Annotated in this window: 18 protein-coding genes; 11 read left to right on the top strand and 7 right to left on the bottom strand. The window is 44.9% G+C overall.

Annotation, left to right across the window (positions count from 1 at the left end):
• Positions 1 to 74: 74 nt before the first annotated feature.
• A complete protein-coding gene (locus AB4503_RS07135; RefSeq protein WP_102450148.1) occupies positions 75 to 635 on the top strand; it encodes a cysteine hydrolase family protein in 561 nt (186 codons plus the stop codon).
• Between the two features lie 143 nt (positions 636 to 778).
• Here AB4503_RS07135 and AB4503_RS07130 read toward each other — a convergent pair whose 3' ends face one another.
• The 4 genes from AB4503_RS07130 to AB4503_RS07115 all read right to left on the bottom strand — a co-directional run bounded on the left by AB4503_RS07130 (position 779) and on the right by AB4503_RS07115 (position 4160).
• On the bottom strand, positions 779 to 2137 hold the full coding sequence (locus AB4503_RS07130; RefSeq protein WP_372114101.1) for a Na+/H+ antiporter NhaC family protein: 1359 nt from the start codon (positions 2135 to 2137) through the stop codon (positions 779 to 781).
• A 221-nt stretch (positions 2138 to 2358) separates the two neighbouring features.
• Positions 2359 to 3123, bottom strand: coding sequence for a hydratase (locus AB4503_RS07125; protein WP_372114099.1), 765 nt, complete (start codon positions 3121 to 3123; stop codon positions 2359 to 2361).
• Between the two features lie 205 nt (positions 3124 to 3328).
• Positions 3329 to 3634 carry a DUF3861 domain-containing protein gene (locus AB4503_RS07120; RefSeq protein WP_372114098.1) on the bottom strand — a complete coding sequence of 102 codons (306 nt, stop codon included), beginning with the start codon at positions 3632 to 3634 and terminating at the stop codon, positions 3329 to 3331.
• 34 nt (positions 3635 to 3668) lie between these two features.
• Entirely contained in the window at positions 3669 to 4160 is a 492-nt protein-coding gene (locus AB4503_RS07115) for a DUF2798 domain-containing protein (RefSeq protein ID WP_017081271.1), read from the bottom strand.
• A 97-nt stretch (positions 4161 to 4257) separates the two neighbouring features.
• On the opposite strand from AB4503_RS07115, the gene AB4503_RS07110 reads away from it, so the two are divergent.
• On the top strand, positions 4258 to 4683 hold the full coding sequence (locus AB4503_RS07110; RefSeq protein ID WP_017060573.1) for a MarR family winged helix-turn-helix transcriptional regulator: 426 nt from the start codon (positions 4258 to 4260) through the stop codon (positions 4681 to 4683).
• Positions 4684 to 4794: 111 nt separating this feature from the next.
• Here the strand turns inward: AB4503_RS07110 and AB4503_RS07105 are convergent, their stop codons facing one another.
• Both AB4503_RS07105 and AB4503_RS07100 read right to left on the bottom strand, forming a co-directional pair.
• Complete coding sequence (locus tag AB4503_RS07105; RefSeq protein ID WP_029236464.1) at positions 4795 to 5856, bottom strand: MBL fold metallo-hydrolase; 1062 nt, start codon at positions 5854 to 5856, stop codon at positions 4795 to 4797.
• A gap of 187 nt (positions 5857 to 6043) precedes the next feature.
• Positions 6044 to 7828 (bottom strand): SgrR family transcriptional regulator, encoded by a 1785-nt coding sequence (locus AB4503_RS07100; protein WP_372114095.1) that lies wholly within the window; start codon positions 7826 to 7828, stop codon positions 6044 to 6046.
• 602 nt (positions 7829 to 8430) lie between these two features.
• Here AB4503_RS07100 and rimK point away from each other — a divergent pair.
• Both rimK and AB4503_RS07090 read left to right on the top strand, forming a co-directional pair.
• A complete protein-coding gene (gene rimK / locus AB4503_RS07095; RefSeq protein ID WP_004740040.1) occupies positions 8431 to 9336 on the top strand; it encodes a 30S ribosomal protein S6--L-glutamate ligase in 906 nt (301 codons plus the stop codon).
• 32 nt (positions 9337 to 9368) lie between these two features.
• Positions 9369 to 9797, top strand: a complete 429-nt coding sequence (locus AB4503_RS07090) for a RimK/LysX family protein (protein ID WP_004740039.1) — start codon at positions 9369 to 9371, stop codon at positions 9795 to 9797.
• 146 nt (positions 9798 to 9943) lie between these two features.
• On the opposite strand, the gene AB4503_RS07085 is transcribed toward AB4503_RS07090, so the two are convergent.
• Positions 9944 to 10732: an MBL fold metallo-hydrolase gene (locus AB4503_RS07085; protein ID WP_372114093.1), complete on the bottom strand. Its 789-nt coding sequence runs from the start codon at positions 10730 to 10732 to the stop codon at positions 9944 to 9946.
• 353 nt (positions 10733 to 11085) lie between these two features.
• Here AB4503_RS07085 and AB4503_RS07080 point away from each other — a divergent pair, with 353 nt between their 5' ends.
• The 7 genes from AB4503_RS07080 to AB4503_RS07050 all read left to right on the top strand — a co-directional run bounded on the left by AB4503_RS07080 (position 11086) and on the right by AB4503_RS07050 (position 18569).
• Complete coding sequence (locus tag AB4503_RS07080; protein WP_372114091.1) at positions 11086 to 12117, top strand: L-dopachrome tautomerase-related protein; 1032 nt, start codon at positions 11086 to 11088, stop codon at positions 12115 to 12117.
• Between the two features lie 170 nt (positions 12118 to 12287).
• Positions 12288 to 12890, top strand: coding sequence for a 2OG-Fe(II) oxygenase (locus AB4503_RS07075; RefSeq protein ID WP_009846307.1), 603 nt, complete (start codon positions 12288 to 12290; stop codon positions 12888 to 12890).
• Positions 12891 to 13195: 305 nt separating this feature from the next.
• Complete coding sequence (locus AB4503_RS07070) at positions 13196 to 14488, top strand: extracellular solute-binding protein (protein ID WP_372114089.1); 1293 nt, start codon at positions 13196 to 13198, stop codon at positions 14486 to 14488.
• A gap of 242 nt (positions 14489 to 14730) precedes the next feature.
• Complete coding sequence (locus AB4503_RS07065) at positions 14731 to 15612, top strand: ABC transporter permease subunit (RefSeq protein WP_017064901.1); 882 nt, start codon at positions 14731 to 14733, stop codon at positions 15610 to 15612.
• Positions 15613 to 15650: 38 nt separating this feature from the next.
• On the top strand, positions 15651 to 16493 hold the full coding sequence (gene ugpE / locus AB4503_RS07060) for a sn-glycerol-3-phosphate ABC transporter permease UgpE (protein ID WP_017071585.1): 843 nt from the start codon (positions 15651 to 15653) through the stop codon (positions 16491 to 16493).
• Positions 16483 to 17793, top strand: coding sequence for a sn-glycerol-3-phosphate ABC transporter ATP-binding protein UgpC (ugpC, locus tag AB4503_RS07055; RefSeq protein WP_372114087.1), 1311 nt, complete (start codon positions 16483 to 16485; stop codon positions 17791 to 17793). The genes ugpE and ugpC overlap by 11 nt, the downstream gene beginning before the upstream one ends.
• Positions 17794 to 17849: 56 nt before the next feature.
• Positions 17850 to 18569: a glycerophosphodiester phosphodiesterase family protein gene (locus AB4503_RS07050; protein ID WP_372114085.1), complete on the top strand. Its 720-nt coding sequence runs from the start codon at positions 17850 to 17852 to the stop codon at positions 18567 to 18569.
• Positions 18570 to 18682 lie beyond the last annotated feature (113 nt).

The following is an 18682-nucleotide window of genomic DNA, read 5'->3' as shown; positions in this document are numbered from 1 at the left end:
TGACGTGCGATAAAAACTACAGAGTATTCATAATACCCCTACACCGCAACACACTAAATACAAAGGTATAGAATATGAAGAACACTGCACTACTACTTATCGACTTTCAAAATGACTATTTCCCTTCATACGAAGGTGCAAAATGGTCGCTGTCTGAAACAGAGAAAGCAGCCGAAAAAGGTGCACAGTTATTATCCGCTTTCAGAGACAAGCAACTTCCTGTGGTTCATGTACGTCATGAGTTTCCGACGAATGATGCTCCGTTCTTCTTGCCAGAATCAGACGGTGCTCAAATCCACAGCAGCGTGACTCCGCTAGAAGGCGAACCTGTTATCGTAAAGCATCAAATCAATAGCTTTAGGGACACCGAACTGAACAAAGTGCTAAAAGATCAAGGCATTGAGAAACTGATCATCGTTGGCGCAATGAGCCACATGTGTATCGATGCTGTGACTCGAGCGGCTACCGATTTAGGCTATGAATGCCACGTAGCGCATGATGCTTGCACTACCTTAGACATGGAATTCAACGGTATTAAGGTTCCAGCTGCGCATGTCCATGCCGCATTCATGGCAGCACTGAGCTTTGGCTACTGCAATGTCGCGACAGCCAGCGAACTTGAAAGCCAACTTTAGTCAGACTCAAAACCGTCCACATGGGCGGTTTTGTCTACATTCAAATCAGAATTAGCTTCCAAACAATTCTTTCAGGCGCAAAAAAGGCCCCTTTCGGAGCCTTCTTATTAGAGTCTGAGATCACTCAACTTGGACAATTGCTACTAAGCTTGAGCCACTTGACGTGCTGGGTGTTTAATAAACACAGCAACCACAGCCACGATTGCAAGAGCAAAACAGTAGTAAGAGTTAGCTACAATATCCAAAGGCGATAGGTTAAATACCGAACCTAACAGCAATACCTGCGCACCGTAAGGCAACACGCCTTGAATCACACAAGAGAAGATATCCAACAAGCTTGCAGAACGACGTGGAGACACATTGTTCTCTTCCGCCAATTGACGAGCCACACTACCAGACACAATAATCGCTACCGTGTTGTTTGCAGTACATAGGTTCACCATAGATACCAAGCCAGCAATGCCTAGCTCACTCGCACGACCATTCGCTTGCTTAGAGTGTGAAGAGCCAAACGCACGAATCACACCACTTACTAAGTTAGTCAGGAACGCCAATCCACCTTGACGACGCATTAGCTCACTCAAACCGCCAATTAGCATCGACAATAAGAAAATCTCCTGCATGTTGCCGAAGCCTGCATAGATATCTTGAGCGTAATCAGTCATACCGTAGTTCTCAACAGAACCTAGGCTCACGCCACCCGCCAGCAAGATACCAATCGCCAACACGACAAAGACATTCATGCCCGATACCGCAAGAATCAAGATAGTGATGTACGGAAGGACTTTTAGCCACTCGATTGGACCTGTTTCAGGAACCTGAGTTGCCGTGCTGTTGAAAGCAAAGATAACAATCGCGATAAGTGCAGCAGGAAGTGCAATGCGGATGTTCTCTTTAAACTTATCTCTCATCTCACAGCCTTGCGAGCGTGTCGCGGCAATCGTGGTATCAGAGATGATAGAAAGGTTGTCACCAAACATAGCGCCACTTAGCACTACGCCAGCGGTTAGAGGAATACTCATGCCAGCTGAGTCAGCAATGCCTAGTGCAACAGGAGCAACCGCAGCGATAGTACCCATAGAAGTACCCATTGCCGTCGCAATGAAAGCCGAAATAAGGAAGATACCCGGTAGGATCATGCTTGTCGGAATCGCAGATAGACCAAGATTTACCGTCGCATCAACACCACCAGAAGCCTTAGCAACCGCCGCGAAAGCACCTGCCAATAGGTAGATCATACACATTGCGATAATGTCTTTGTGACCTACTCCACTTAAGAACTGTTCGATAGCACGGTTCAATTTATCTTTGCTCAACAGCAGCGCCAACATCACAGCAGGTAGAGCCGCAATCGGAGCTGGAAGCTGATAGAAAGCAAAATCGACGCCTTGCAACGACAGGTAGGTACCTACGCCAATAAACAGCGCAAGGAACACAATCAGAGGGATAAGTGCCACTGCCGAAGGGGCAATTACCGCATTAGAATTTTTTGAATTGGACATGGAACGACAACACTATAGAACAGGAAGGAGAGCAGACTAATGTCACACTTAGGACTTGTCAACGTCTAGACGTCTAAACGCCCAATTTAATACAAAGTAATAAGCACACCATTGAACATCACATAATAGAAAAGGCTATTTACTCACCAGTAAATAGCCTTTTGAGAATAGATAGCGTTTACACAGAAACTCACTTTTGCTTATTTAGTGCGCTTACTAGTTTAGCTTTTTTGTTTGAACGTCACTTGGTATTCACCAATGCCTTCGTAGTGGAAAGTCGTCGGCTTATCGAAGCCGATCTCCACGATACCGCAGTAAGAGCCCGTGATAATGGCTTCACCCGCTTGGAAATCAACACCACGACGTGTCATGTAGTTAATCAGCCAGTAAATTGGGCTTGGTGGCAGTGTATTCGGGTGCTTACCGTCGAATGCTTGAACTTGCTCGCCTTGAGTCACTTCAATACTGATCTCTGCAGAAGTGAACGCTTTTTCGCGATCAATCTCAGAGCCAATAAATAGACCTTGGTTTACTAGGCCATCGGCCAGCTTTTCATAGAACTCAGCGCCGCTGTCATCCGCAAAACGAGACTGCATTAACTCAAGTGCCATGTGGCAAGAACCAATCGCTTCGTTGATTTGCTCTTCGCTGTAGCCTTCTTGGCTTGCAGGCAGGCTCTTAGCAAGCGTAAATGCGATTTCAGGCTCAACGCGTACTACGCCGTTATCAGCAAACAGTTCACAAACTTCGCCTTGTTGAACGCTGCCCGAGAAGATTGGCGCAACAACAAACTTGTCTTCAGCCAGAGGAAGTAAGCACTTCCAACCGCCGACTTTATCGCTTTTCAAATCGATCATTGAAGATTGGATCTTTAGCGCATCTTCCAAGTTATTCGGACGGTACTGTTCGTCCAATCTTGGTGCTTTGGTGCCAGCAACACGACGACTCAACAGTTCTTCAGCTGCTTGTTTAAATACATTTGTCATATAATACCACCTTTAGTTTTATGACCAGTATAATATCGGATTTCTTAAAGCTTGAATAGACAATTCAACAACGGTGCTACACCGAAAATTCAGCCATCAATTTTCGCATATTCTAGACGCAAACAACTGAAACTATTTTGATTTAAATGTAAAAAAGCCAGTAATTTGATTACTGACTTTTCGATGTATTACTGATGTTCAGGCTTTACTGCCCTTTCAACGTCTTCTTCAAATTCTGCATGAAGTTTCTGAAGTGAGGCATGAAATCAACAAACAGAGGGTGTTTTCTATTTTGCATCATCAATGGGCCTAACAAGCGAATGCTCACTCCTAGTCGCGCTGCTGATTGCTCGTCTAAGCCGCTGTCATGTTTGATCTTCTCAACAATCGCGAACATATCTTCTCTGTCTTCAATTTCAAACTGCATGGTTTGAAGTTCACGATCTTCTTTGATGTTCACTTCTTCGATAGTGATACGGTAGTTATTGTGTTTGCCTGTGAATGCTTTCATGTGGACCTCCTAAAATGCTTAAAAAGTGTTTTGGTTAGCTCTTCATGAATCGTTCGAGCTTAGGTTTAACCGTCATCGACATCACGACCATGATCGCAAGGCCAATGGGAAGTGCGGCAATAAATCCATTAAACCATCCACTGGTAAACGCCGATGTATCCGAAAATCCAATGTTATTTGCCGCTGTTACAAATGCCATCATGGACTCCATTATGAATGCCATGATCAGTCCTACGATCAGGTTGCGAACTTTCTCGCTATAAGTTGTGAACACTCTAGCAACGGCTTTGGTGACTAAAGCCATCATCACCGTGCCCATTGGCATCATGATCACGACAACAAGGGCTAACGAAGAAAGCCAGTTGCCAATAAATTCCTCGCCGAATCCGACATTCATGTAAGTCATCACAGCCGTTAAACTGCCGCCAATCGTCAGCATTAAGCTCATCATGACCAAAACTTTGTATAAAACCGGTGTGCCTTTTTGCTCAGGAAGAGTTGGCGTTAGAGTTGCTTGAATCGTCATATCTATTTCCTGTCTTGAATTTACGAACAATTAAGTTGATAATGTCAACTATAAATACAGTGGTTGATAATGTCAACTATGTTTCTAAGGATAGTTTATGTCTGATAACACATCGCTAGAATCAATCTTTCGTCTAGTGCACTCTTTGAAACGTCAAATGAGCGAACAGATTGAGAGCTTAGACTCAGAGATCGCACCTATGAACATTCGTGTCATGAAGATCATTACTAAGAAGTCTCCATGTACCGCTATCGATATCGCACACTTCCTAGATCGTGATAAAGCACAGGTCACTCGGCTCATTAATGCCTTGATCAATCAGGAACTTGTGAAGAAGTCTCCGAACCCGGAAGACAAGCGCAGCCAGTTATTGGTTCTGACTGATAAGGGTCAAGAGATCATGAGTAAGGTCTCGGATATCGATCGAGACATGCTGAAGAGAATGACCAAAGGCATGGCCGAAGACGAGTTAGAACAATTCAGAAAAATTGCGAAGAAAATGGCGCAGAACTTAGAAAGCTGATCTTAAAAATAAAACTAAAAAACGCCACCGAATCGTAAGATCGGTGGCGTTTCGTGTATAAGTTGGGTTGTACAGCTTAGTGGTTTAGCTATGTCTATTTGGATGACAGCTCTAATTCGATGCTAGTTTCCACCATGCCTGAACAGGTACAGGCTCTGAGATCACCAAACGTTCACCCATCACCGGGCTTACCATTTGTACATCTCGCTCTTTGCTTATCGCCAGTGCTTGTTCCATTGGGTCTTGCCAATCATGCATAGAAAGGTCGAAGGTACTGTTGTGGATTGGCATCATCACCTTACCTTGCAGATCAATGTGTGCCTGAACACTCTGTTCTGGGAACATATGAATATCCGCCCAAAGTGAGTTATACGCACCCGTTTCAACCATGGTTAAATCAAACGGCCCAAAACGGTCGCCAATCTCTTTAAAGCCATTGAAGTAACCAGAATCACCGCTAAAGAAGACTTTCTTGTCTGAAGCGTTAATAACCCAACTGCCCCACAGTGTTTGGTCACGATCAAGCAAGCCACGACCAGAGAAATGCTGTGTCGGTGTCAACGTGAACTCAATGTCTGAGGCCGTTGCCGATTCCCACCAGTTCAATTCGATGATCTTCTCTTTATCCACGCCCCACTTTTCCAACAGTGCGCCCACTCTTAATGGCACTAAGAACGTCCCTACTTTGTCGGCTAATACCTTCACGGCACCTTTGTCTAAATGGTCGTAGTGATCATGGCTGATCACTACCACATCGATGTCAGGTAGATCTTGCAGTGAGATTGGGGTTGGGTGAAAGCGCTTTGGCCCCATCCATTGCACTGGTGATGCTCGATCACTGAACACAGGGTCAGTCATCACTAGCTTGCCATCTAGCTTCATCATCACGCTTGAGTGACCTAAGCGGTAAGCAACGTCGTCTTGTTCTTCGATCAATTGCTCAGCTGTCATTGGAATCAAAGGCAATGCAGCGCGCGGCACTGGCTCGTTTCTTTCCACAGTCACGTATGCTTTCAAGATTGAAAAAATATCAGACATACCCGATTTGTATTCCAACTCACTGTTAGCAAACTTCTTTGGAAGCTTATCTAGATTGTCGTTTGATTGTGAACCTGTGCTTACGATAGCGACCACGGCAAGTACTCCTAAAATCGGTAATAGATATTTTTTCATTGGTATCTCTTCAACCGTTGGGAAAGACCCAACCCAAAAACTACACTGACTAGTTTACATACCAAAACCAAAAAGTAAACCACAGAGTGTAATTTTTAATTTATCTAGACGTAAGCGTGTCAAAATCGATTTTGGAAAAACCAACTTTGGCAACGAGTTAACTTAGTTATTTAGCTAGTCAGAATGGTTAATCAGCAGACCATACATTCTTGAAGTCTGGCCATCCCCAGTTGGTGATGGCTACGTTTTTAAGAATCCCTTGGAAACGAACGGTCTGTAAGTGATGGAACATAGGCACTAACCAATAATCTGAGATCAGAGTAGACGCGATAGGTTCTAGCTCTGCCAAGTAATTAGGCAGTTCCACGGATGCTTTATGACTATCCAAGCGCTGCTTGAGCCAATCGCTGTTCATCTCTCCGAGCGCGGAATGCAATACAGGGTCATTCATCAACCACGAGAACAGCGAAGATGGCGCATTATCATCGAGATTCAGGTTACACAATACCAAATCTTCTTTTAAATCGCCCCGCTGAGAAAGCAGCGCCAACTCTCGAAAACTGTAGGTGTTCACCTCAACTTCCACACCATATCGTTTGAGTATATCGGATACGCAAATCGCACATCGATACAACGCATAATAGTCGTAAACCGCAATACTCATCTTTTCCGGCAGTTGTGCCTCTTTCGAAGGCGTTCGATACAATTTCTGCCAACTTGGCAATATGTTCTGAGCCAAAGAGACACTGAATAATCCTTGGTTTTGCTCCAGTTTCGCCAAAATAGCCTGAGGGTTTGCAAGGGCTGATAGGTACTTACGTTGCTCGTCGCTTAACGGATTCACTGCTGAGTTTTGATTGAACAGAACAAACAAACAACCATCTTCGATTCGACTACGAAGCCCGTCAGTTTCAGCCGAGACTAGCTCAGTGTCGCTTTTCCCTAATTGGTGAAAACAGGCGGAGTCTTCATAAGGTGACACCTGCATCTGGCTATCATCGAATCGAGCACTACCTGTCATCGACTCTTCAAACTGCCAAATAGTCACTTCATCGGTTAAAGAGCGACACCCGTAAAAGTGTTCGAATGCCGAGAGCTTGATGCGCTCACTATTGGTTTCAACCACTCTGAAAGGGCCAGTACCGATCACAGCATGAGACATTGAGCTCAATGGTAATGGTTCACGCATCACTTGCTCGGCGGGTTGAATCGAATACTTAACACCAGCAAGCAACCCCGCAAAACCTGTGTCCGCTTGGGTTAATTTAAAACTGATCCTTAATGGCTGCTCACTGTAGATGGAAGCGACATGATCTAACTCAGCTTGATAGAAAGGCAGAGCTTGTAGAGCAGTAAACAAAGCAACCAGCTGCTTGGCATCTACTGGCTGCCCATCATGAAAAGTCAGACCGGGGCGCAGATAGAAAGTCCAAACCAGTTGCTCTGTGTCATATTCCCAATGGTGAGCTAATTCAGGCTTTAACTCACCTTTACCATTACACGTCACTAGGCAGCTAAAAACCTGTCTTATCAAAAATCGTTCGCTACTGCGGTGTATATGGTGCGGAAACAAATCCTCAAACTTACGCTTATAGGTTAATTGAACGTGCAGCAGCCCTTCACGCATGGTCGCGCCGGAAGTTTCTTGCAGTAAAGAACCAAACACAGCGCGGTCATTATCCAATATGGAAAGTGCTTTTTCGTACTTGCCCTGCTCTATCAGTTTACTTGCAACATGCTGCGCCAACTCTGAATTGCTAAAACGCAGTGTTAAGTTAGAGCGTTGATTCCTGCCAACTTTTGGCTCCCACACCACCCATTCAGCTTGATGCATCTTACCAAGTAAGGTTCGAGCGTGACGCAAGCTTGTAAACAGCATATCCGCTACTTCGGCTAGGGTGACTGAATGAGAAATGTTTGGCTCGAACGACTCTAGCCGCGTGTAGTAACGCATCATGTTTAGATTAGACAAATAATGAACCTTTTAAAGATAGCTCTTCCTAATTAAGCCCATTATAAAACACATTCATCAAAAAGTAGTGTAATGCGACCAAAACAGGAACAACCAATAAAAATAACATCTGTTTTTTAGTTCCTCTTAATTATCCATAATGAACGGGTCAGCAACAAACCATAGGTTGTAAATAAAGCCTAACCAGAGAGAGTAATGACCATGAGAAAATACTATCTTAACAAGCTAAAAAGCACCTGCAGTAAGCTCGAAAGAGAAGCACTACGAACACTTTTAGATCTATGTAACTGGCGTTATTAGTACACTTTTTAGCACCGAGTAAACGCGAGTTGGGTACAACCTAATATGCTCCTACCCCCAATATGAGTTAGGTCTCAACTCGCTTTTCCATTCCAATTCCCCTCTCAAGCCTGCTGTACCAATAGCTCACACAATCGATAAATTTCCGTTGTCGACTCGACAAATTTAATTCGTTTTCTTAGTTGAACGAAAAGCCTTAAGGTTCGCCCCGAAGCAAGCAAGGAGCCTCAGAAAAAACTGAAAGCTCAGCTAACAACTAATTTATTTGCAGTTACCAATCAGGTATTAACTAAGGAAACGCCATGCGTATCGCAATTCTTTCTCGCAACGAAAATCTATACTCTACCGCTCGTCTAAAGCAGGCTGGAGAAGCACGTGGTCATCAGGTCGATGTTATCGACACGTTGCACTGTGATATAGATATCGCGAGTAACAATCCGAAGATTCGCTACATGGGTGAAGAGCTACCTCAATACGATGCTGTTATTCCACGTATTGGCGCTTCCATTACCTTTTACGGAACTGCGGTTGTTCGCCAATTCGAAATGATGGGCACTTTTTGTATCAATGAGTCAGTAGCAATCAGTCGCTCTCGCGACAAACTGCGCTCACTACAACTGTTGTCTCGTAAAGGTATTGGCTTACCAAAAACAGGTTTCGCTAGCCGCCCAGACAAAATTCAAGACCTGATCAAAAACGTAGGTGGCGCGCCACTTGTGATCAAGCTACTTGAAGGTACTCAAGGTATCGGTGTAGTTTTAGCTGAAACAAACAAAGCAGCAGAAAGCGTTATCGAAGCGTTCATGGGCCTAAAAGCGAACATCTTGGTTCAAGAGTTCATTGAAGAAGCAAATGGCGCAGACATCCGTTGTTTTGTTGTTGGCAACAAAGTAATTGCTGCAATGAAGCGTCAAGCTGGTGAAGGTGAATTCCGCTCTAACCTGCACCGTGGCGGCACTGCTCAGCTGGTTAAACTAACCAAAGAAGAGCGCGCAACAGCAATCAATGCAGCGAAAATCATGGGATTAAACCTATGTGGTGTAGATATTCTACAATCTAAGAACGGCCCAGTGGTAATGGAAGTAAACTCTTCTCCAGGCCTAGAAGGCATCGAGAAAGCAACGGGTAAAGATGTAGCAGACATGATTTTCGAATTCATCGAGAAGAATGCAAAACCAAACGCTAACCGTACTCGTGGCAAGGGCTGATTGAATACCGATAACTCATGATTGGAAAGAAAATGAACAATAAAATGATCATAGGGAATACCGAAGCACTTTGCTTACCAGAGTTAGGGATAACTGGACTACATACACGTGTTGATACAGGGGCTAAAACCTCTTCTCTACACGTAGACAATCTACTATGTGTTAAATCAAATGGTGAGAAATTCGTAGAGTTCGACCTTCACCCAGACGTTTATCACCTAGAAGAGACGGTGCGCTGCAAGGCGAAACTGAAAACAAGTAAGAAAATTAAATCATCTAACGGCGAAGTTGAACACCGTTGCGTGATTGAAACCATGCTAAGAATCGGTGGCCAACAATGGCCGATCGATATCACGCTAAGCAACCGTCAAGACATGACTTACATGATGTTGCTTGGACGTCAAGGCATGAGTGACAAAGTGATTGTTGACCCTGCGGGTGAATTCCTGCTGACTCACTAATCCGAGTCATCGTAACCGCTCCACAGGTTATAACTAAAGCTACTCACAACGATATAAGGCCAGTCTCATGACTGGCCTTATTGCTATCTATTTTTCTATTTCTACTTTCAGCTCTGAATACACGACTTTGCATTCAGACTTCTGATCTATTTCTTCGATTTACCATGAGATTGAAAACCAAATCGCCCAATCGATAAAAGTAATTTCTTGGTTTTGATTTTCGTCACTCGCCAATGTGTAACAGGCCTTCTTGGGGCACTCATCAGCAGGTGTTCAAAAGCCTTCTGACTGAAATCGACTTGCCCACCATGCGCCACCAGCAAGGTATCGAGCTGCATGTCATAAATGCGCGATACAGACGCTCGATACTTATTAGGGTGAAAGATAGGAAACGGCGGAATCAGCTTCTTCTTAACCTCGACCATTAAATCGGCAACATAAGCCACGCTGTGTGATGGGCAATAGACCGAGAGATCACGGTCGGTATGGCCCGGTGTTTCAAGAACCAACCAATCATCAAACCCTGGAATACTATCCCCATCAGACAGCTTGTAGTCCGGCTTTAACTTTCTTGAATACCATAGGTTTGCTTTAGGCTTGCCTAAGCGGTTCGCCATCCACCTAGCAAGCGCTAAGTCGGTCAGGTGCATCAAAATGCCATCGATGCCGTGATACCAATCTTTGTCTCTGTTTGCTGCCACCAAATGACAATTAGTCAGCTTTCTGAGCGTATGCGCTGCCCCTGCATGATCGGGATGCATGTGCGTAACCACAACCGTATGTAAATCAGCAAAATCACGCATAAGCTCGGTTTCAATGAAATCCTTCAAATGCGGGATGTCGGCTCGACACGCACCATCAAGTAACAACAACCTGTCAGGGTACTCTACGAGATACATGTCTTGGATATAGCCTTTGATGGTATGAAGTTGCAAAACCGTATTCCTATTCGTTATTCCTGCCGTTCAGAACAAATTAACAGTTCAGCAACAAGTGGTCTAACCAGAATATAGCAAAGATCAACGAAATGTGGTTTTGTGAGTTCAAAATTACTAACACTGATAACAAAAAATGAACCTGTTACTCGAAAAAGGTAATCACAACATTACAACCCCTTCATCATTATGATTTTTAAGAACTAAATTCAATTTAACTGATTATCAATACGCATTGATATGAATAGGTTGAAGCTAATTATCAAATTTCTTTTGAAAGTGTAACAAATACAAGGCTGTTGATGATTGTTAACCCATTGGTAACATTTGCGTAAATTATCAAGGGAAAGAAAATGAAAAAATCAATAATCTACACCGTACTAGCGAGCGCAATTTTGTCTACTTATGCACATGCAGAGGCAAAGATCACTCCAAAACAAGCTACCGTGGTCGCGACCATGACTGAACGCCCAGGTAACCCTTCGGTTACACCAGATGGGCGTTTATTGTTAAGCGTTCATCCGCTCGATCATCCAACGACTAAAGTCATCGAGTTAAGCGTGGCTGGAAATCAAACGCCATACCCGACGATGAAATATGCACAAGGTGAAAACTCTCAATTTAAGGCTGTCATTGCCATTCGTACCGATGATAACGGAATCGCGTGGATTCTCGATCTGGCAACTCATACAATAACGGGCTGGGATACTCGCAATGAAGCATTAGTAAAAACGATAAAAATACCCGCCTCTGTTCTAAAACCGACAAGCTTCCTACAAGACTTTGCTCTAGACCAAAAAAGACAACGTATTATCATTGCTGATATGACCCAGAACGATCTAAAAAGTGAAGCCATTCCAGCCTTTGTAACGGTTGACCTAAAGACGGGAGAAGCGGTTCGAGTGGCAGAAAACCACCCATCTATGAAGGCCGACAGTAAAACTGGTTTTGCGTTAAACCCAATCACGATCGATCCATCTTACGAATGGGTCTATTTCGGAGCTGTCAACGGACGCACTATTTATCGAGTGAAAGCGAGTGAGTTCGATAACGATGGAAAGACTGTCGCAGACAATATTAAAAGATACGCAGACAAACCTTATTCAGATGGTATTACTGTAGACAGTGCTCAGAACGTTTATGTTACGGATATTGAGAACAATGCAATTGGTGTGTCCACACCAAAAGGGTACCGAATTATTGCGACGCTGTCAGAGAACCAAACTTGGCCTGATGGCATGTCATTTGGTCCTGATGGTTATGTTTATGTAACTGTCAATCAGCTGAACCGAACCGCAGCTTTAAATAACGGCAAAGATACTGGCATCAGACCATTCGAAGTCGTAAAAATCAAAGCACTGGCGACAGGAACGACCGGCCGATAATCAAACGAAAGTGAGCCTTTTATACTGGCTCACTTTCGTTTCTGAAGAGCCCCTTCCCTATTTCTACGAGCAAACGAAAGACATTTATCGTAACGACAAAACATGTGATTTGGTGACCTAAGTTATTCGGACTATATATGCGCCTCTAATTTATTGTCTGAGTGCTATACATGAACCAATTGATCGATGCTCTTTCTACCCAAGGTTACTTTGTTTGGGATGACTTCTTAACTCACGAAGAAGTGGTGGCATTGAGGGATTGCATTCCAGAGAACTGGAAAAAGGCTAGGATCGGCCGTAACGATGACGTAGCACGAGAAGCAACGATTCGTAGTGACAAAATTCAGTGGGTACGCCGTGATATGGGCGAACCAGCATCTCTGTTCCTAGACAAAATGGAACAAATTCGTTTAGAGGCAAACCAAGCGTTCTTTTTAGGTCTGTTCGAATACGAAGCGCACTTTGCTAAATACGAAAAAGGTGACTTTTACCAGAAGCACTTAGACTGCTTCAAAGGCAACGAAAACCGCCGCCTGACCACAGTATTCTACATGAATGACGAATGGTCTGAGGAAGACGCAGGGGAGCTCGTGGTTTACGATTTAAAAGACAATCACATCGCGACCATTCCACCAAAGGGTGGTCGACTGTTGGTATTCTTGTCTGAACAGTTCCCACACGAGGTACTGCCAACCAACACAGAGCGATTCAGTATTGCAGGTTGGTTCCGTATTAACGGCGTGAAAGACAACCAACTCGATATCGCACACTAGAACAAAGCCGATTATAACAAGCTCTAGCTTATTCAAAGCCTCTCCTTCGAGAGGCTTTTTTATGGAACAAATATTGAGCGAGTATTGAACAACATACCTCTTAAAAACCGCACGCAATAAATATTAAAACCATCAATAACTTTTCTCTTAAATGAAATCGAAATGAATCTTTCATATCAGTGAAACGGTTTAGCCACTTAAGTGAAATACGCCCTGTTCAAGATAGCTTCAAACGACACCCCTACCGTCTCGTTAACACTCTAATCCAATACCTCGACATCGATTTCATCCAAAAGGAAACGAAGATGAATAAGCTAATTTTGGCAGGCGTTCTTTCTGCGACAGCGGCAATGCCAGCGTTCGCAACGACTCAAGTCACTTGGTGGCACGCAATGGGCGGCCAGCTTGGAGAAACAGTAAACAAAATTGCGACCGACTTTAATGCGTCACAAGATGATTACGAGATCACGCCAATCTACAAAGGTTCATACACAGAGACCTTAACAGCCGGTATCGCGGCATACCGAGCAGGTGAAGCACCCAATATTCTGCAAGTCTTCGATGCAGGCGCAGCAACCATCATGAACGCGAAAGACGTCGCGAAACCGGTACAGGATATTCTGGTTGAGTCGGGTTACAACTTTAATTCAAACGACTACCTAGCGGGCGTTCGTAACTTCTATGCCGACAACCAAGGCAAGATGGTTGGTATGCCTTTCAACAGTTCGACACCGGTTCTTTACTACAACAAAGATCTTCTCGCGGAAGTGGGTGCAGACGCGCCTAAAACTTATGAAGAACTAGAAGTGGTCGCTAAGAAACTGAAGGCTGAAGGACACATCGCGTTTTCTCAATCTCTGACGCCGTGGATCATGTTCGAGAACTTTAAGTCTCGCCACAACCTGCCAGTCGCAGATCAACACAACGGCTACGATGGCTTGTCCACTAAGATCATGTTCAACACCAAAGACATGATGATGCACGTTAGCAAGATGAAAGAGTGGTCAGATCTAGGTTACTACAAGTATTACGGCAGCGACTGGGATGCAAACCAAACCCCTTTCGAGCGCCAAGAAGTGGCGATGTGGATGGGTTCTTCAGGCTCATTCGGTGGCTTACGTAACCGCGTACCTTTCGAACTCGGCACCACATACCTTCCATACTGGAAATCGGTTAACCCAGACGCAGGCTTAACCTTCATTGGCGGCGCAGCTCTGTTTGCACTCAATGGCCATGACCAACAACAAGACAAAGGTGTCGCAGCGTTCTTTGATTACCTGACTAAGCCTGAAACTCAAGTCTACTGGCACAAAACCACTGGTTATGTACCTGTAACAACGGCTGCCTATGAGCTAGCGAAAGAGTCTGGCTACTACAACGAACAACCAGATGCAGAAGTGGGCGTTAAGCAGCTAAGCCTAAAATCGGGCGAATGGACTAAGGGCTACCGCTTAGGTTACTACCCTCAAATTCGTGAAGTGATGCATCGTGAGTTCGACAATATCTTCGCTGACCGCTCTAGCGTCGAGAATAGCCTAGATAAAGTCGAAGATGAGAGCAGCAAACTGCTGAAACGCTTCGCTCGTACGATGAACTAATTTGGCTTTTTAACCAAAGTAGATTACTGAGCTAAAGGCTTAACAAACCAAAGCCGTTCATTGCTCCTCACCACTTGTCACTGCGTCATTAAAAACGTAATGGCAAGGAGTGAGGAGATTCTTCACTAGCGCCATTTCTTGCTCCAAAAACTACAACTCAACTGGATGCATTCCTTTGCTATAGCGCTAGTGCTCACCGTAACTAACAGTGATAACAGTCACTAATTTTTGGGGATTACCCTGTGGAACGACGTCAGCAATTCTTTCACTCTCCGCTGCCTTACCTATTTTTGGCGCCTCAGATACTCATCATTGCGGTTTTCTTTATCTACCCAGCGGCAAAGGCAGTTTACCTGTCCTTCATGCTAGAAGACCCTTGGGGCACCTCATCGATATTCGTGTGGTTCGAAAACTATCAAATGCTGTTCGAATCGAGCGAGTATTTGAACTCGATTGGCTTCACATTAATGTTCGCAATCGTGGTCTCTTTCTTATCGCTTGCCTTAGCGCTGCTGCTCGCGGTTAAAGCCGACAACATCATTCACGGACAAGGCGCTTACAAGGTCACTCTTACTTGGGTTTACGCGGTTGCTCCTGCGATTGCAGGCGTAATCGGTGCTTTCTTGTTTAACCCACACATTGGCGTGTTTACCGAGATATTTGCGGTTATAGGTTGGGACTTTAGCTTCCAAACCGACCCTGTGGATGCCACGTTTGCTCTGATTTTGGTTTCGGTGTGGAAACAGGTTTCGGTGAATTTCATCTACTTTCTAGCTGGACTTCAATCGATCTCTTACGCCGTAAAAGAAGCGGCAATGCTCGATTGTGTCAGCGACTCGAAACGTTTCTGGACCATCACTTTCCCACTACTCGCGCCAACTGGATTTTTCCTACTGGTCATCAACCTCACCTACTCGTTCTTTGAAACCTTTGGCGTAATCGACACCATGACCAATGGAGGCCCGGGGGGCGGCACAACGTCGTTGGTGTACAAGGTGTATCGAGATGGTTTTGTTGGCGCAGATTTAGGCGGCAGCTCCGCACAATCTGTTGTGCTGTTACTGCTGGTCCTCACTCTTACATTTATCCAGTTTCGCGTTGTTGAAAAGCGTGTCCATTACTAGCCCATCCCCGCTAGGATTTAACGCGACAGGAGTTATTTATGAAAAGTAATAAGGTCTATGACCACCTAATTCTAATTGCTGGGATGCTGTTCATGTTGGTCCCTATCTGGCTAATCTTCGCCAGCTCGACGCATAACCCGAACACCATTGTCAGCGAAGGCCTGCAATGGGTACCAGGCGATAACTTTACGGCCATTTATAGCGAAGCTTGGAACAAAAGCATGGGCTTCAGTGGCGAAGTCACCGCCAGCAAAATGATCGCCAACTCGATGATCATGGGGCTAGGTTTTGCGATCGGTAAGATCATCATTTCGATGATGGCTGCGTATGCTTTGGTCTACTTCAGACTGCCTTATGCTACAGCTTGGTTCTGGTTGATCTTCGTGACGCTTTTGCTGCCATTAGAAGTGCGCATCATCCCTTCCTATGAGGTTGTCGCTGGGCTTGGGCTGCTTAATAGCTACACAGGTTTAATTCTGCCTTTGATCGCCTCAGCCACCGCGACGTTCTTTTTTAGGCAGTTCTTCAAAACCATCCCCGATGAATTGTTAGAAGCCGCTCAGCTAGATAACGCAGGTCCATTTCGATTCTTTGTCGACATCTTATTGCCACTGTCTAAAACCATGATTGCCGCAATCTTCATCATCATGTTTGTGGTGGGTTGGAACCAATATCTGTGGCCAATCATGATGACCACGGACGAAGGCTACAACACCATCGTGATGGGCATCAAACAAGTACTCAACAACATCAATGAAACCAGTTTACCGCGCTACGACTATGTTTTTGCCATGGTGATTTTAGCTATGTTGCCACCCGTTTTAGTGGTGGTTGTATTTCAACGTTGGTTTGTAAAAGGGCTAGTAGAAAGTGAAAAATAATAACGACAAAAATCAAATGAACGATAACCGCATTCAATCACTCGCTGAGTACAAGATGTCTCACCTGCATTCTCACCAAGCTATCCACAAAAATACAGAGGACACCCCGATGCCAAAGTTAAAACAAACGTTAGGGCACACCCAAGCCACTCACAACCATACGCACAAAGCACCTACCATGTTAGGCATCAAAAACTTGGTAAAGACTTATGAGAACGGTCATCGTGCAGTGAAAGATGTCTCGCTTGATATCGAAAAGGGTGAATTTCTTGTGTTGGTTGGCCCATCGGGTTGCGGCAAGTCTTCTATCCTACGTTCAATAGCGGGGTTGGAAAGCATCTCTGGCGGTGAGATTCACTTGGGCGGCCGCCGTGTTGATAACGAAAAGCCAGCTCAACGAGATATCGCAATGGTCTTTCAAAATTACGCGCTCTACCCTCACATGACGGTGTATAAGAACCTCGCTTATGGCTTAAAGAACCGAGGTGTCAGTCAGCACCTTATTGAAGATAAAATTGAGAAAGTCGCCAAAACACTGAAGATCGAAGAATATCTAGACCGCAAGCCAGCCAAACTTTCTGGTGGTCAACGTCAACGTGTTGCTATGGGGCGAGCGATCGTTCGCGACCCACAGCTGTTCTTGTTTGACGAACCTTTGTCTAACCTAGATGCCTCATTGCGCGCTCACATGAGGTTAGAAATCAAAAAGCTACAACGCGAGCTAGGCGTAACCAGTGTTTACGTGACTCATGACCAAGTCGAAGCCATGACACTGGCAGATAGAATCGTGGTTCTCAACAAAGGTCAGATAGAACAAGTCGGCACACCAAGAGAAGTTTACCACCAGCCTGCCAGTACCTTTGTGGCAAGCTTTATTGGCAGCCCCGCGATGAACTTCCTAACTGCCACGCTCGATGATGGCTATCTTGAAATCGGTGATCAACAAATGTACCTGCCAGAGTACGCGCACGTTAAGAACGCGACTATCACGCTTGGCATTCGCCCTGAACACTCTGAGGTTTGTTCCGAATTAAAAATGAACACCTTGCCTCTCGAACTGCGTATCAGTGTGGTTGAGCCATTGGGGCCGAATCAATTGGTTCATGGCCTGGTGAACGACCAACCCTTTATCGCCGTCACGCCAGAAACGACACTATGCCAAGTACTGCCGCTCGGAGTAAGCATTAATAAATCCAACCTGCATATTTTTGACAGTCGTGGGAAGCGTATTCAGCCGAATAACTTTACTTCACAAGAGTCACGCGAAGAGACGACAAGCATAACGACGGCTCTCGCTTAATCGAGTACACTGATATTTAATGCGTTTTTACGGTGCGTCTTTAAGAAGGATTAATTATGTCGTCTATCATCGTAGGTCATCGGGGTGTAGCAGGTACTCACCCAGAAAATACCAAAGCAAGCATTGAACAAGCCGCTAAACTCGGCTTGAAATGGATTGAAGTAGATATTCAGCCAACTCAGGATGATCAACTTGTGGTTTGTCACGACCACACCCTTGAGCGTTGCAGCGATGGCAAGGGGCGTGTCGACGAACACACCCTTGCAGAACTGCGTCAGCTTGATTTTGGCAGTTGGAAGTCTGAGCAGTTCGCAGGTGAAAGAATATTAACGTTGGAAGAGTTGCTCGCGCTTGCTGAACAGCATGATCTCAGCGTGAATTTAGAGATCAAAGTCGACAGTCGACATCAAGCGCCTCATGTCGTTGATTTGCTGCATACCGAGTTGATTCGTTCAAATCTAGACACCGACAGAGTGCTGCTTTCAAGTTTCAGCCATCAAGTCGTTTCTGAAATGGCTCGTCACCTGCCGAGATACCGCGTAGGTGTGATCACAGAGCAACTGACTCAAGCCGACTTGATGTTGATTGACGAGGTTAAAGCGTTCAGCTGTCACATGAACTACGAGCATGTGAATCAGAGCGATCTTGATACACTCAGTGAAGCAAACATCCAAACATGGTGCTACACAGTAAACGATCCGTCTCACTTCAAATTCATCTCAAAAGTAGATGCCGTATTCACTGATTTTCCGAATCAATTTACCTCTATAAATTGACCAAACAAATACCGCAAAAACAACCCCGAGAGACTTTAAAATTAACTCTCGGGAAACCTTAAAATTAGGTAGCAAACACAAGTGAGTAGGAGTACATTCCGCTACTCACTTGG

Origin of the sequence: Vibrio sp. 10N.222.55.B11, assembly GCF_041473705.1 — a bacterium.
Classification (GTDB): domain Bacteria; phylum Pseudomonadota; class Gammaproteobacteria; order Enterobacterales; family Vibrionaceae; genus Vibrio; species Vibrio crassostreae_C.
The sequence above is the reverse complement of the archived record's forward strand: the minus strand, read 5'-3'. Positions and strand labels throughout refer to the sequence as shown.

Excerpts from the sequence above, each read along its gene's own strand:
- AB4503_RS07090 (WP_004740039.1), top strand. The coding sequence starts at position 9,369 with ATGAACAATAAAATGATCATAGGGAATACCGAAGCACTTTGCTTACCA.
- AB4503_RS07130 (WP_372114101.1), bottom strand. The coding sequence starts at position 2,137 with ATGTCCAATTCAAAAAATTCTAATGCGGTAATTGCCCCTTCGGCAGTG.
- AB4503_RS07075 (WP_009846307.1), top strand. The coding sequence starts at position 12,288 with ATGAACCAATTGATCGATGCTCTTTCTACCCAAGGTTACTTTGTTTGG.
- AB4503_RS07050 (WP_372114085.1), top strand. The coding sequence starts at position 17,850 with ATGTCGTCTATCATCGTAGGTCATCGGGGTGTAGCAGGTACTCACCCA.
- AB4503_RS07135 (WP_102450148.1), top strand. The coding sequence starts at position 75 with ATGAAGAACACTGCACTACTACTTATCGACTTTCAAAATGACTATTTC.
- AB4503_RS07105 (WP_029236464.1), bottom strand. The coding sequence starts at position 5,856 with ATGAAAAAATATCTATTACCGATTTTAGGAGTACTTGCCGTGGTCGCT.
- AB4503_RS07115 (WP_017081271.1), bottom strand. The coding sequence starts at position 4,160 with ATGACGATTCAAGCAACTCTAACGCCAACTCTTCCTGAGCAAAAAGGC.
- AB4503_RS07125 (WP_372114099.1), bottom strand. The coding sequence starts at position 3,123 with ATGACAAATGTATTTAAACAAGCAGCTGAAGAACTGTTGAGTCGTCGT.
- AB4503_RS07070 (WP_372114089.1), top strand. The coding sequence starts at position 13,196 with ATGAATAAGCTAATTTTGGCAGGCGTTCTTTCTGCGACAGCGGCAATG.
- AB4503_RS07120 (WP_372114098.1), bottom strand. The coding sequence starts at position 3,634 with ATGAAAGCATTCACAGGCAAACACAATAACTACCGTATCACTATCGAA.
- AB4503_RS07080 (WP_372114091.1), top strand. The coding sequence starts at position 11,086 with ATGAAAAAATCAATAATCTACACCGTACTAGCGAGCGCAATTTTGTCT.
- AB4503_RS07110 (WP_017060573.1), top strand. The coding sequence starts at position 4,258 with ATGTCTGATAACACATCGCTAGAATCAATCTTTCGTCTAGTGCACTCT.
- ugpE (WP_017071585.1), top strand. The coding sequence starts at position 15,651 with ATGAAAAGTAATAAGGTCTATGACCACCTAATTCTAATTGCTGGGATG.
- rimK (WP_004740040.1), top strand. The coding sequence starts at position 8,431 with ATGCGTATCGCAATTCTTTCTCGCAACGAAAATCTATACTCTACCGCT.